The 14785-nt window shown below is 40.5% G+C and carries 12 protein-coding genes; 4 read left to right on the top strand and 8 right to left on the bottom strand.

Features of this window, described 5'->3' with window-relative positions:
* Window positions 1-4: 4 nt before the first annotated feature.
* The 6 genes from AC04Q1_RS00060 to AC04Q1_RS00035 form a co-directional block, all read right to left on the bottom strand.
* Window positions 5-685, bottom strand: coding sequence for a TolC family protein (locus tag AC04Q1_RS00060; RefSeq protein ID WP_478360622.1), 681 nt, complete (start codon window positions 683-685; stop codon window positions 5-7).
* Between the two features lie 31 nt (window positions 686-716).
* Window positions 717-1790: a sugar transferase gene (locus AC04Q1_RS00055; RefSeq protein WP_478360620.1), complete on the bottom strand. Its 1074-nt coding sequence runs from the start codon at window positions 1788-1790 to the stop codon at window positions 717-719.
* Complete coding sequence (locus AC04Q1_RS00050) at window positions 1790-2194, bottom strand: response regulator (protein WP_478360618.1); 405 nt, start codon at window positions 2192-2194, stop codon at window positions 1790-1792. Before AC04Q1_RS00050 ends, AC04Q1_RS00055 begins: the two co-directional genes overlap by 1 nt.
* 218 nt (window positions 2195-2412) lie before the next feature.
* Window positions 2413-2955, bottom strand: coding sequence for a serine O-acetyltransferase (locus tag AC04Q1_RS00045; RefSeq protein WP_478360615.1), 543 nt, complete (start codon window positions 2953-2955; stop codon window positions 2413-2415).
* Window positions 2956-3309: 354 nt separating this feature from the next.
* Window positions 3310-4902 carry a hypothetical protein gene (locus AC04Q1_RS00040; RefSeq protein WP_478360613.1) on the bottom strand — a complete coding sequence of 531 codons (1593 nt, stop codon included), beginning with the start codon at window positions 4900-4902 and terminating at the stop codon, window positions 3310-3312.
* 582 nt (window positions 4903-5484) lie between these two features.
* The gene (locus tag AC04Q1_RS00035) at window positions 5485-6120 is read right to left on the bottom strand and encodes a response regulator transcription factor (protein ID WP_478360611.1); all 636 of its coding nucleotides are present in this window, start codon (window positions 6118-6120) and stop codon (window positions 5485-5487) included.
* 461 nt (window positions 6121-6581) lie between these two features.
* Between AC04Q1_RS00035 and AC04Q1_RS00030 the strand changes: the two genes are divergently transcribed.
* Window positions 6582-7247, top strand: a complete 666-nt coding sequence (locus tag AC04Q1_RS00030; RefSeq protein ID WP_478360609.1) for a sensor histidine kinase — start codon at window positions 6582-6584, stop codon at window positions 7245-7247.
* Between the two features lie 384 nt (window positions 7248-7631).
* Here the strand turns inward: AC04Q1_RS00030 and AC04Q1_RS00025 are convergent, their stop codons facing one another.
* Window positions 7632-7886 (bottom strand): hypothetical protein, encoded by a 255-nt coding sequence (locus AC04Q1_RS00025; protein ID WP_478360607.1) that lies wholly within the window; start codon window positions 7884-7886, stop codon window positions 7632-7634.
* Window positions 7887-8811: 925 nt separating this feature from the next.
* Between AC04Q1_RS00025 and AC04Q1_RS00020 the strand changes: the two genes are divergently transcribed.
* Both AC04Q1_RS00020 and AC04Q1_RS00015 read left to right on the top strand, forming a co-directional pair.
* The gene (locus AC04Q1_RS00020) at window positions 8812-11853 is read left to right on the top strand and encodes a ligand-binding sensor domain-containing protein (protein WP_478360605.1); all 3042 of its coding nucleotides are present in this window, start codon (window positions 8812-8814) and stop codon (window positions 11851-11853) included.
* Between the two features lie 3 nt (window positions 11854-11856).
* Entirely contained in the window at window positions 11857-12615 is a 759-nt protein-coding gene (locus tag AC04Q1_RS00015; RefSeq protein WP_478360603.1) for a LytR/AlgR family response regulator transcription factor, read from the top strand.
* 115 nt (window positions 12616-12730) lie between these two features.
* Here the strand turns inward: AC04Q1_RS00015 and AC04Q1_RS00010 are convergent, their stop codons facing one another.
* Complete coding sequence (locus tag AC04Q1_RS00010) at window positions 12731-13570, bottom strand: AraC family transcriptional regulator (RefSeq protein ID WP_478360601.1); 840 nt, start codon at window positions 13568-13570, stop codon at window positions 12731-12733.
* Between the two features lie 122 nt (window positions 13571-13692).
* Between AC04Q1_RS00010 and AC04Q1_RS00005 the strand changes: the two genes are divergently transcribed.
* Entirely contained in the window at window positions 13693-14706 is a 1014-nt protein-coding gene (locus tag AC04Q1_RS00005) for a zinc-binding alcohol dehydrogenase family protein (protein WP_478360599.1), read from the top strand.
* The last annotated feature ends 79 nt before the right edge of the window (window positions 14707-14785 follow it).

The following is a 14785-nucleotide window of genomic DNA, read 5'->3' as shown; positions in this document are numbered from 1 at the left end:
ATATTTATTTTCCTTCAGGGATCTCCTGTCCTATAATTTCCTCTAATAAATCTTTTGCTTTCAGGTAATTGCCTTCAGCTTCTACCTTTAAGGTTTCGGCACTCGATTGTGTAACCCTCGATTGGTTGAACACTTCAAGTGAGGTTTCGCTGCGCTCAAATTTCCTTCTTAAACTTTCCGCCACACCTTTACTATCGGAGGCACTCTGGGTAAGCACTTTCAAACGCGCTTTTTCCTGCAGATAATTATAATATCTTTTTTTAACCTCAACAACCAGCTGTGTGTCAAAATCTAATGCCTCCAGCTGCGCAACCTTATAATTTGCTTTCGCTTTTTTTACCATATACGGCTTTTGGAGCAGGGCACCCAGATTGATGTTAACCCCGAACTGGAAACCATTGATGTTGTAGGGATTTACAGGATCGATTACCGTATTGTTCTGCGGACGGTAGAAATAGGATGCATTAAAAATATCCAGATAAGATATTTTCGCCATAGTGACGTCGTTCTTCAGTGCCTCTGTAGAAACACCCTGGATTTTCCGCTTTACATAATTCTGTTTTGCCAAAGCGATATACTGCTCAATATCGGTTTTGTTCACCTGGCTCAGGATTGACTCTTGGGCTGATACGCTTGCTCCGCCCAGCACGAATAATAAAAGGGCTATAACTGAAATGTTTTTCATATGATTTTTGTGTAATTTGTAACTGATCCGTTTAAACTTCTTCTTTTTGGATCAGCGCTGGAATGGTTTTTAATATAATTTTGAAATCGAGGAAAATAGAATAATGATTCGCATAATAATTATCAAGTTCTTTACGCTCACTTTCCGACATTTCTTTCTTGCCTCTTCTGCTGATCTGCCACAAACCGGTTAAGCCAGCAGGGCCGTTAAAGCGCGACGACCATTTATTGGTGGTAAGTTGCTCGGCTTCATACAGAGGAAGTGGCCTGTTGCCTACCAGCGACATGTCGCCGATAAAAACATTAACCAGTTGAGGAAGCTCATCAATACTTGTTTTACGAAGGATCTTACCGAGCCTGGTAATCCTTGGATCGTTCGTAAACTTTATAAAAGCCGACTTTCCATTTTTATTTCCTTCGTTTGCATATTGGTTCAGCGAAGAGAGTTCGGCAATCATCTTATCTGCATCATTGCGCATAGACCTGAATTTATAGAAATCAAATATTCTGTAACCTGCGCCCACGCGTTTGCTTTTATAGATGATGGCGCCTTTAGATTCGAGCCTGATCATCATGGCGATAATGATAAATAGCGGTGACAATAAAAGTAAGGCTATTCCAGAAGCGATGATATCGAATACCCGTTTGCTTAAAGGCATCTTATAGCTTTCCTGCATCTCCGCAGAAATTTCGAGTACATTAGGTTTAACCGCTTTGAACTTAACCAAAAAAGCGATCCTGGAAATAAAATCTGATTGCGGAAAGGGATAGACATAATAATCGTTTGCCCTAACCCGAAGTGCTTTCTTTCTCCAGTCGGCATTTTCGCTCTTTCCAATGAGTACAACAATAAGATGACTCAGTATAGGATGGTCTCTGATAAAAGAAACCTGGTTAAACCACTCCGGGTTTTCGTCCACTTCAATCATCACCAGATCTGGAAGACTTAAAAAAGTTTGCTGCTGGATATATGACTGAAAGTCATCAATAAAAATAAGTTCTTTGGTGCAGCCTCCCAGACATTCAAACATGACGTCCCTCAATAATTTACCAAAATATACTGAACGGACATTAGCCACAGCACTATCTATGTTCGGAGTGTTCATTATGCGATCAATCTGCTTATCTGATTCTTCAAAACTGTGGGGTCGAAAGGCTTTTCCATATAACTATCGATCCTAAAAGACATATTTTTCACTTTTTCTTCGAGATTTTCTTCTCCTGAAAGTACCATTATTGGGGTGTTGCGGTAGAACCCGCTGCACTTGAGGTTCTGGATAAACGTGCTCCCATCAAAATAGGGCATCCTTAAGCTAGAAATAATTAGGTCGGGATCATTACCCTCCTCAAGCCAGCTCAATGCATCAATTCCGCTGGTTTTGATGGTCAGCCTATATTCAGGAGCCAAAATGAAGTTCAGTAACTTACCGAGATTTAATCCTCCATCTACCAGAAGGATATGCTTTTTGGTATAACGCGTGATACTGTTCTTTAAAATAAGATTTTTCATTGGGTTTATTATGTTGTTGACGCTAATATTCTTCAGTATAACTTCTTGGAGCTATAGGTATCATAGATCGGTGTAAAGGTCATATATCCCACTCCGTTGATCAATAGCCCAATAGGGCTAATCCCTTTAGAAAGGGGATAAAATGATAGAAGGACTTCTTTTTAATTAAAAAAATTACCGGAAAGACTCGTGTATAAATTTGGTCATCTGGCTTTATATCAATTCCTTTCAACTGAGATAATATACTTCTTCTTCAATACGGTTGCCGTATTGCCCACCATCACACTGTTATCCTCCACATCTTTGGTAATTACGGAACCGGCCCCTATGATTACATTGTTCCCAATATTCACATCACCGAGTATCACTACGTTAATGCCTATATCTACGTTATTGCCAATCCTGGGCGCTCGGCTGTAGCTCCCGTTCTCTTTCATCTTGGAACTGATGTTGGTAAGCTGCCTGATATTACAGTTTTCGCCGATCACGGTGTTACTACCGATTACCGTTCCGAAGCCATATTGAATCCTAAGCCCCCTGCCAATAACAGCACTTGAGTTGATACCGATATTCATCAACCAGCCAATGGCAAATTTATACAGCAGTAAGTACCAGAAAAAAATGAACCGTAAAATTTTGTACCGGTAGATTAATGAGGAGATTCTGTAGAAGAGCATAATCATCCGGGACTTGAAGTTTCCTTTATTGTTCTTCCAGTCCTGAAAGATATAAAGTGACTGTTTTTGCCCCTCAGAAATCATTATTGTTCTTTTTTATATTCATATACATTAAGGCGCATGGAAAAAAAATCAGGCACGCCATATTGCGTATAGATCCTAAGCCTTAGCTTCTACAAAGCTATCGGTTAGTTCTGCCGCGCTCAATAGCCCTTAAGTACCAATAAAAACGGTTTAACCTAAGAAGAGTGGATAAATCTTATTAAAGAAGAGGTTAAAGTTGGCTTGGTGGAGCTTGAAGTTTATTAAACAGATCTGAAAGAAGTATCCTTCTATTTAAATTGCGCCAATGGCTAGCATTACGCTCGAGCTAGAGCAAAAAATGGATGATGCTTTCAATTGCATCATCCATTTTACATATTCCATTTTGGATCCCACCTATTTCGGCTGTACAAATACTGGGGTTTCAGTTACCTGGATCTGCAAGATGCCATTTTTAGTAGCTACTGTTTTACTGTCCATTTCATCTTTACCGATAGCAAGCGTATAAATAATGGCTTCTTTGCTTTGTCCAAGATTCAGATCATAGGCTTTAGATCTACCCACCTGATCTGGAATGGTTAATACGTAGGTCTTTTTTCCGTTAAGTATGTATACATCAACCAGAGGATCCTTATTCAGGGTTGATAAATAATGATAATCACCGATAAGCTTATTTGTTTGGAGCACATAATCGGCTGATGGTCTTCTGGAATAATCTGGATTGATAAAACCCGATGAGGTATATTGTGTCCAGCTATTAACATCCACATTCTCGAGCATATAAAATATACATTTGGAAAGTCCCGTTCTGGCATACAACAAAGCTGTGCGTAGGTTCCAGTCCGCCTGGGTAACCATTGCACTTTTATCCCTGATTTTTAAAGCCCTTTGGGGGGTATGCTCGCCTATATCAAAACCAGTTTCAGTAACCCATACAGGGATACCATCGTTTACCGTCTTTGAAAATTCCTTGAAAAGGGATGCTACCTTGCCCAGATCAGAAAGTTCGGGTGCCATACCTGCCGTGGCATTTCCATAGTTTTTAAAGGCGTCGTTAGAATATTGGTGGTAATTGATTACGTCAAAACAAAGATCAATCTGTCCGTTGGCCTTCAGCCCCCGATTTGTTTTGCACCATTGAACCATCTTGCGAACAAATTCCGGGTTTGGATCGGCAAGACCTCCCATCACAACAATCATATTGGGATCAGCAGTTTTCACGCCTATGCCCTTGCCAAGAGTGCCTTTATGGCCATCATAAAAAGCAGAAAGATTGGCTGCGTATTCTTCTGCAGACTGCTGGGCGAGCGGGCCTTTCCACCATTTGTCGCGTTCATTGTCGCATTCCATGTAGGTGATAAGCCCTAAACCGGCCTTTGGCATATTCTGTGGGTCATCTCTCCAGCGGACAGTAGGATCGGCTAAAAGCAAACTCATATCAACATTTTTGTTTGAGCCATAACGGGCAGCCAATTGAAAACCTGCGCGCGCTTGTTTGATGTAAGAGGCAGGTGCAGCCCTGTCTAAACCATAGGGTGCAGGAACATTCTCTGCATCTCTTTTACCGATGGGATAAGACGCTAAAAGCCAGTCTGGACAGCCTTTTAGATCCAGTAAAACATATTTCCCGGCATCTTTCATCCGTTTGTAAATCTGATCATAATCCCAATCCCCATAATGAGAAGGACTGTAAGTGAACGATCCTTCTTTATTTTCAATTCTTTGCCAATCCAGATAGTGCCTGATACCCGTAAAAGATTTGATAGTCTTGAACCTGGATTCCTCGATCTGTCCATGGATAACATCTGAAGTAAAGTTCCACTCAAAAGCGTTAACACCCAGATAAGCTCTGAAAGGTTCATCGCTCATTGAAGCATTGGCCACATTACCTTCAGGGGCTGCAATTACAACCTTATTGCAATTCGAAAAAATGACAATAGTAATAAAAGCAGCAGCAACATATACTTTCCGGAAATTGCATTTTATCATGATGACGGGATAGGTCTACAAGATAGCAATTTTATCTTCTCATTGGCTATAAACTGCTATAAGTGACGAAAAATTAATACTCTGGCAATACAAAACGGCATAAGATCGCTTTATGCGGAGGCACACATGATAAAAATGGTCTGCCTGCTGTCTAATAAAAATATAAATTCAGTGAACTTATCCTTGATATTCTTGGTGATCTGAATGACCTTCCCGCTGGACTGATATTCATCCATAATTTCATCACCAACCTTTATTTTATCAAGCTTGGAAATGGGAGTGCTGTACGCTAATTTAACCATATTGAGAAAAAATAAACTTTATTATTGTTGCCAGTCAAAGCAAGGACACATCATTATCTACAGATCAACGTTGATGACCTGACAGGAATGAGGAGTAGACAACAAGACAATAACAGGATAAAGCCATAAAGGTTTCACCTGGCCTCATAAGATTAATATATATCGGTATAATCCTAGCTGGAGGACTACCTGAGCAGTTAATAATATTAAATGTATATACAGTTTGGGAGCTGCCATTGTGCCAGCAGGTGGCAATAGGAACTGAAAGCGCACACAGGCTTTAATTGTAACTATAATCTTTAAACTTATTGAGGGCTTCAATCTTATTTTGTACGTGCAGTCTTTTATAAATGTTTTTGCAATGATTTTTTACTGTATTAGGACTTATAAAAAGCATTTCAGAGATTTCCTTATACAACAGGCCCTTGCTTAGCAATGACAAAACCTCCAGTTCCCGCTCACTCAGGCCTAAATCTATTTTTTGCTTAACAGGCCTGCTTCCCTGTATCAGACTGATCACCTTCCTGGCAATATAAGGACTCATGGGCGAACCCCCATTATAAAGTTCTATCAGTGCTTCATGGATCTCCGCCGAGGTAGATCCTTTAATGATATAACCTGATGCTCCGGCCTGTAAGGCACTAAAAATTTTCTCGTCATTCTGAAAACCAGTACACATTAAAAAAAGTGTTTTATTTAAACCTTCCCTACTTTGCAGAACAAGGTCGATACCCGACATATTGGATAATTTAATGTCTACTATGGCTATATCCGGACGCTCCTCCGGCAATTTCTCAAGTGCTTCTTCAGCAGATGCATAAACTCCTTTAAGTTCAAATGAGCTGTTTTCGAGAATAGAACTTGCTAAACTGTTCCTGTAAAGGTTGTGATCTTCAACAATCGACACTGAAATCATAATAATGCATTTTTTTTAGGTAATATTGTTACATGCCAGTATCCCCATCATTTTTTGATCAATGTTTTTCATTAAGCCAATGCATAGCAAGTTAATACCACTAATGGCCAGGCGATTTATTCTGAAGGATAACGACTATTTGCTCAGTTTAACTGAACCTGACAAACCTATAAAAAAGAAAAGTTTTATCTATGTCCTTTGATATCACTCAGTTAACATAAATCATCTGTACTAAATAAGTTTATCACAAATACATTTATTAACGGAGATAGTAATACACAATTACACAAAAATCGATAAAATGTGTATTTGCAATAATACAAAAATCACATAAAATGCGCTTTTAAGCACCATAATCTTTTTATTGAACAAAAAATATGCATCTAAATTTTCACCAAAAACCTAACGATTTATTATTCATTTTTTTAATCATTTTAATTCTGTTCCTACTCATCTTTTTGTTGAGATATTATAAAAGTGCAATAAAATATAAAAAAAAATATAAAAATCAGGCTGTACTGATCAAAGCAGAAAGAGACAGGATCAGTGGTGAAATACATGATGATATCGGATCTGGTCTCACAGCGATCAAGCTATATGCCGAACATGCAGCCCGTTCCAAACCTGATGTGACGGAACTTAAGAACATAGAAGGGATGATCGGCGATATAGCGGTGAAAATCAGGGAAATCATCTGGAGTTCGAATACAGAAAGCGACCATCTGGAAAGCCTGATCTATTTTATCGATGAACAGATCAGAAAACTGTTTGAACATACCGATATCATCTTCAGTTCCGACCTTCCTGAATTCATTCCAGCCATTCAGCTGGAAAGTCAAAGCAGACGCGACTGCTATCTTATTGCTAAAGAGATCGGTCATAACATTCTTAAACACGCGCAGGCGAGCGAAGTAAAACTGCTTATTGAGGTTGAAAAAGATCAACTTATATTTTCCCTGAAGGATAATGGCATAGGCTTTGATCCCGCCGCCCAAAAATCTACCGGAGCGGGTATGGAAAATATACGCATCAGAACCAAACGCCTGAAGGCGGGTTTGATTATTGAAAATTACAGAGGTACACGGGTAAGGATTAATATACCAATGAAACACAATTTGCCCTATTAAGCGGCATAGCGAAAAATTGAGCTGAAAAGGATAAGCTTCTTTAATACTAATATTGCCGATCAGCCTGTTAGTTTTACATGCAATAATGAAAATTTAAAACATCACCCTCCATCCGAAGGGTAATGTTAAAAAAAATCGTCCCGTGATTTATGAAGATCACAAAAATAAAGCAGCAATAAATAGTATCCTATAGCCCTTTACAGCCATTAGGTGTTTAAATTTACTATTTATAAATGCCCCATGCTGAGGTTTTTAAGCCTTAAGGGTTCCATTGCTTGCGTTGACTAATGCCGGTATTACAGAGCTCCAAAGATGACCTAATGATGTTTAATACACTTCATTAGGCCACACTAAAAGGTTTTAGTAAAGCTTTATTGATTTAGATTAGCCTGCATTTACTTTAGAAAAATCAAATCCAAGGTTTGATGGAATAATGCTTCTGTTGATTACTCTGACCACTTCCCAAAAATAATTGCCATTCATGTCTTGCCCACCCATTATGCGGACTTCGTAAGCTTTTCCCATATAGTTTGTCGAGATTTCGAGAAAATCGTTCTCGATATCTAAAAGCTTAAGAGCAGCTTTCAAGCGCTTTAAAATAATTTTTTTAAAATTGTCGAATTCAGTATTACTAAACATAGGTTCGTTAGGTATAGATGATTAAAGCTTATACTTTTTCAACTTTTGTGCCATTTAGACTAATTAAAGTTATTGAAGCCTATAAAGAGTTAATTTATTGATTAATGTCAAGTTTTTGGCCGCTAAAAATGTTCCGTACGATAATTTTTTACGACAGGCAGACAAATGAAAAATGTCATTATCCCTAAACATTGTATAATTTAAATTACATATTTCAGTCAATCAAATGCGCTCCCCTACTAAGCAATTTAAATCAAAGCAATAAAAGCACTTATACACGGCCTGTTACACTAAGTCATACCCTGCAGGGTTCTTCAATTTGTTCCGAAACCGCGAGGGAAAGCGATCTAAGGCCTACTGCCTTGAGCCCTTTTGCAGTAAGTACGATTTCAAACCAGACATCACGGTTGATGTATAATTCAAAAGGTGAATCCGCAATCCGGAAATCAATTTCCTGCGCATTCGCATCAGTGATAGTTGCCAAACCTGAAAAGCGATCAATGGCTGATATTTTTCCCAGGCGCATCATCAATAGAAACTACACTTGATCCCGATGGTATCTGCATCAGCCAAAGGCCTGATAACTCCATCACGGTGCAACATTTTTTTTGAATACATATATAAGGATAGACGGTCCAATTTTTAAGATCTTCATCAGGTAATCAACGCCTTTAGCAATTGCCGATCACTCAGTTAGAAAATCAATTTCTGTAATCAGTTCATACCTAATCAGATGTTTAAAATTACAAATACTGCCGTGATGTACCCATCCAAATTAACAGTTGGTAATCATTAACCTCTTAAACAACAATATCAGTTAACAGTTGGTAATTCTATCGCTGCTATTCCAGAGAATTTGACTCCAGGAAACTATATTTCATTACATCATTCCGAATTTGATGAAAATCCGATACTTTAGCATATCATGTCTCTACGCCCTATTCCTTACTTCATCGGCTTTCTGCTGCTGGCTGTTTTATCAGTCAAGGCACAGCCTGTTCTTCTCGAGAAGCGCAGGCTTACCTCTGCCGATGGATTACCTCAATCTTTTGTCAGCGGGATCGTCCAGGATAAGGCAGGATTTATATGGATCTCTACCCGCGAAGGGCTGGCCCGATATGACGGCCGCAAATTCAAGATTTTCCGCCATAGGGTGAATGACCAAAAGAGCCTGGCATCCAATATTATTGCCACCCTTTACCTCGATGGCCAGGATCAGCTATGGATCCAGTATGAAAACGGTGCAATGGATGTGCTCAACGCCCATACAGAACACCTGTACCATTTTTCTGACGACCCCGTATTCAGGCCTACCTTTTCCAATATAAAAAATATCAATGCCATTGTTTCCCCTGAAAAGAATATGTATTGGATGATCAGCAAAAACGGGGGAATCTTTGTCGCCGATCTCAAAAACAGGAAACTGGCATTTTACACGCCCGCAAAGCTCGGCCTGGGCAAAAGACAGATTACCGGAATAGAAACATCCAAAGGCAACATTATAATGGCCACCAACTCGGCAATCATCACTCTGACCACCGCAGGCAAAATAATCAGTACCATCCCCTTCACCTTTAAAAACCCAAACATATACGACTCCAGCAGGACCTGGAAGGACACCTCTCCAATCATCAGAAAAAACGGAGACATGGTTATTCTGGATATGGGACGGGTAATCATCTATAAAAAAGCCTCCCGTAGCTTTAGCATCCTACCTCTTACGGAGTCAAAATCTTACGTGCAGCCTTCCCGAACAGTGGATAGCCAAGGCAACATCTGGTTTGGCAGTAACCAGTCTGTATTTATGCTAACAACCGATAGCAGGCTGATCCCCAAGCCCATTCACAGTGCACCTGGAGAGGTTGCCAGGAATATGCTGATCGACCGCTCCGAGGTACTCTGGATTGGCACAAATGGTTACAATCTCCGCCAGTTTGACCTGAGACTGCCCCGCATGCCAGCGAAAACCTATGTCAACAATTTTTTTATTGATATCCTTCACCGCGAAATGAATGTCCCGGGAAGGGAGATACAAAACAGTCCCTTAGCTACCGCGAGAACAACTTATCTATTCCGTTCAGCTATGGATAAGCAGGGGAAAATATGGATGTCGATTGCAGGCTCGAATGAGATTCCGGCGCCTAATATCTGCTATTATCAAGGGGGCCATCTGATCAGTGATAAATGGCAGTATGCCGATACGGTCAGCAAAAATCATAGAAACCTCAGCGCTATATGCCTAAGCAATAAAGGCCAGCTTTGGGCCGTGGACAACCAACTCCACCTGATCCGTTTGGATACCACTAAACGTCTGGCCACTATTGTTTCACAGATCCCGCTTTCAGGAATAAAAGAGGTGTTCGAAATCTATAGCCTGCTTGTTGAGGATGAACAAATATTCTATATCACCACTTCGCACGGTTTTTTCCGGTTTGATCTACACACTAAAGTCAACCTGTCGTATGGAAAAATGCTGCCTGGCGCAGAATTTACGATGCTGATCAGAGATCCGGTAAAACCGGGAATACTATGGGTAGGAACTAAGGGCGACGGGATGGTGAGAATGGATCCCGCCCGCAAAACATTCCGCCTCTATAGCACAGACGATAGCCTTCCCAATAATACGATCTATGCCATCCAGGCTAAAAATGGCAGATTATGGTGCAGCACCAATAAAGGTATATTCTCATTTAACCTGAAAGATGCCAGAATACAAAGTTATACCATGATAGACGGGCTCCCTGTAGATGAATTTAACAGGTTTCACTATTACGAAATTCCTGATGGCAGACTGGCATTTGGCGGAACACAAGGCTATACCTTATTTATACCTGATGCCATTACCCACGACAACTTTGAACCTCCTACTGTACTGACGGGGATCCGGATAAACAATAAGCCTGCAGATTATGGCGATCCAAATTCCCCTTTTAGTAAGGCGGTGAATGCACTCGATACGCTTAAGCTGTCGTATCACCAAAATTTCCTGGAACTCGATTTTGCTGCACTGGAATACAATATTACCGGTAAACTCAACTATCGCTATACAATGCTCGGACTAGATGGCAAATGGATCGACGAGGGAACGAATAACCGGGCCACTTATACCAACTTATCACCAGGAACATATCAATTCTTGGTTAATGCTACAAATTCCGGAGGACAATGGAGCAAGGAATATAAGCAATTAACCATTATTATTCACCCGCCATTTTACCTCACCTGGTGGTTTATATCTGGTCTGGGCATACTTTTTATCGCGAGCGCCTATCTGCTTTTCAAACAAAGGATTTCCGGCATCCGTCAGCGTGATCAGAAAAAGCATGAACTGGAGATAGAAATGATTGAACTGGAGGCACAGGCCCTGCGTGCTCAAATGAACCCTCACTTCATCTTTAACTGCCTTAGTTCAATCAAATCATTAATTCAGGAAAACGCTAACCAACAGGCTATCAGCTACCTGTCTATCTTCTCCAGGCTTATCAGAGGGCAACTCGGCAACGAACTACAGGAAATATCACTGGAAGAGGAAATCAACACCTGCCGATTATATCTGGATATGGAAAAGCTCAGGTTTGGAGACAAGATCAGCTATAGTTTTTTGACTGGCCCGGGGGTTGAATCCAAAAGAATAATGGTACCCCCGCTTTTTCTTCAGCCCCTGATCGAGAATGCAATATGGCATGGCATCCTGGCATTGGAACAAGGCGGCGAGATCGTGGTCCGCATCGATAGCAACCCGCAATACATCACCTGTCGGGTAGAAGACAATGGTGTTGGTATGGCAGCTTCCCGAACCCGAAAGTCGAGAAGCAATAGCCTCCACGAGTCGAAGGGAATCGCACTCATTGAGAACCGATTAAGGGTATTCAATGCCAGAAACGATACCCAAAGCAGTATTACGATCTATTCGCAGCCCAATGGAAACATGGGTACTATTGTTGAAGTCAAATTTTTAAAACCATAAGAAATGATCAGCGTAATTATCATTGATGATGAAGCGCATTGCGCCAATGCCCTCAGTAACGACCTGAGGATGTACTGCCCGGATGTGAATATCCTTTGTATTGCCCACTCCGGCCTTGACGGGATCAGAAAAATCCGTGAGCATTCTCCCCAGGCCATCTTCCTGGATATTGAAATGCAGGACATGAATGGATTTGAAATGCTAGAGATCCTTGGGACTTCCCTTGGGGCCAAAGTAATCTTTACCACGGCATATGCACAGTTTGCCGTTCGGGCCTTACGCATCAATGCCCTCGATTATCTGCTGAAACCCATAGACGGACAGGAACTTCTACAGGCCGTAAAACGGGTACACTCCTCTATTGAAGCAGAAGAAAATAACATTCAACAGATACAACAGGCAATAGCCAACCTTAAGTTCCCGACGGAAGAACAAAAACTCGCATTGCCCAACCGTAGTGGATATGATTTTATCTCTCCCACAGAAATTCTTTACTGCAAAGCGGACGGAGCCTATACCGAGATCCACTTAACTGAGGGCAAAACCATTCTGCTTTCCAAATCGCTTGGCGAAATTGAAACTTTGCTTCCCAGTTCGCTATTCGTTCGCATCCATCATTCCTACACCATCAATATCAACCAAATCAGCCAGTTCAAAAAATCAGAAGGCGCCTTCCTGGTGATGGCAAATGGACATCAGCTTGGGATCGCACGCTCAAAAAAAGATCATTTACTCAAAAGAATTGGGCTTATGGCAAAGTAAAAGAGAAAAAATCCCTGGTAAGAATTAAGTACCGAGCCAAACATTCTGGAGCCAATAATATTGTATAAGAAATTTCTATACAGATGTAAGCAAGGATTAGGTAGTTTTCATGTAATCAACCCGCAAATAAAGTTCTAAAAGCTTTAAGACTTAAACCTTTCTGCGATTTAAAAAACTTATTCAGGTGGCTTTCATCGGTAAACCCCAATTCATAGGCAATTTCATTGATCCGCATATTACTGAAACGCAAACGTGCCTCGATAAGCTTAATTCTTAAATTGGCAGTATATTGCTGTAATGTTTCATTGGTATGTTTCTTAAAATATTTACCAAAATAGTTTTCGGAAATACCGAATTGCTTACTCAGTTTTTCGGCCCTCAATTTCTCAGGATAATAAATATTGGCCTGGATGTAATTTAAAAGTGCCAGAGTTTTTTCTTCGGCATCGCCTTTTACTGCTGCAGGCATATATTTAGCAATGTTACGGGCGATTACTACAATCATCGTATCAACCATTTTAGTGATTAATTCTTTATTATAAAGGTCGCGATTTAAATGTTCGGCTATCATTGCCTCGATCAGCGACTTTACAAAAACTTTATCTGACAGATTTTTAAGAATACAGCCTGGTTGATGACTGGCATTTTGCAGAATATATTCCATCCGCTGTACATCGTCGGTACGAAAGTCTTTCGATCGGATATATACATTGCCAAAACGTAGAAAGAAAAATTCGGTGGTGCTTTCGATTTCAAACGAATGGCAATCTTCTGGCGTAATCAGAAACATATGCCCGGCCCGATAATCGAATTTGTTGTTGTTGATACATTGTTTACCCCTACCCGATAAAATATAAACCAGTTCAAAAAACAGATGTTTATGACCTTGCTTGGGGCATTCATCCAGTTTTTGATAAACAATTTCAAACGATTCGTATAAAGTTTCTCTGTTCATTGCGGATTAAACCAGGGCGCAAATTTACTGATTAAACACAAATTTATACCGAATAACTAAACAATATCAGTTTATATTTGCTATATAGAATTAAAATAACATTCAGTTTAAAGTAAAAACATATGAAATCTATAGGATTTAAAACATCGCTCCCGATAACAGAAGATGAAAGTTTGATCGAATTCGACACCCCCATTCCATCACCGCAGGGGCGGGATATTTTAGTAAAAATAAAAGCCATTAGTGTAAATCCCGTTGACTATAAAATCCGCCAGAACAGTGCCAAAGATACCTTGCTCGAAAACCCAAAAGTAATTGGATGGGATGCAAGCGGAACAGTAGAAGCGGTTGGCGACGCGGTTAACCTTTTCAAAGTAGGCGATGCCGTGTATTATGCTGGTGACCTTACACGGAGCGGTTCGAACACCGAATACCAGTTGATTGATGAACGTATTGTAGGCTCAAAGCCAGTTACACTCAGCGATGCAGAGGCTGCCGCAATGCCACTAACAGCACTTACCGCATGGGAATCGCTTTACGACCGCATCCGCATTAGCAGTGAGAAAGATCATGGGAAAAGCATTCTGATTATTGGAGGTGCCGGTGGTGTGGGTTCGATAGCCATACAGCTTGCCAAAAAAGTAAGCGGACTAAAGGTAATTACAACCGCTTCGCGTACCGAAACAAAAGAATGGTGTAAGGCGATGGGAGCCGATGTGGTGGTAGACCATAAAAACCTGATCGAAGAAGTACGGGCAGCTGGTTACCAGGAGGTAGACTTTATTCTCGATTTTGTGGACCTGAACGGATATTGGGACGCGATAGTAGAATTGATCAAACCACAAGGGCATATTGCCTCCATTACCGGCTCAGCAACTCCTATTGCATTAAACAAACTAAAAAACAAAAGTGTTACCTTTTCATGGGAACTGATGTATACGCGCTCGATGTATCAAACCGATGATATGGAAGAACAGCACCGTATTTTAAATAAACTGGCCGCACTATTTGATAATGGCACACTTAAAACAACATTAAATACTACACTTAAAGAGTTTACAGCAGAAAATTTAAAAGAAGCACATCGCTTATTGGAAAGCGGCAAAACCATTGGTAAAGTGGTAATCGAATATTAAAAAACATCAAAAATTGAATCGAGTAGGAAGATAGGGATTAGTTCCCTATCTGTCCTCTCACACCACTGTACGTACCGTT

This window comes from Pedobacter humicola, from assembly GCF_056490705.1.
This window is presented reverse-complemented; position numbering and strand designations above follow the sequence as displayed.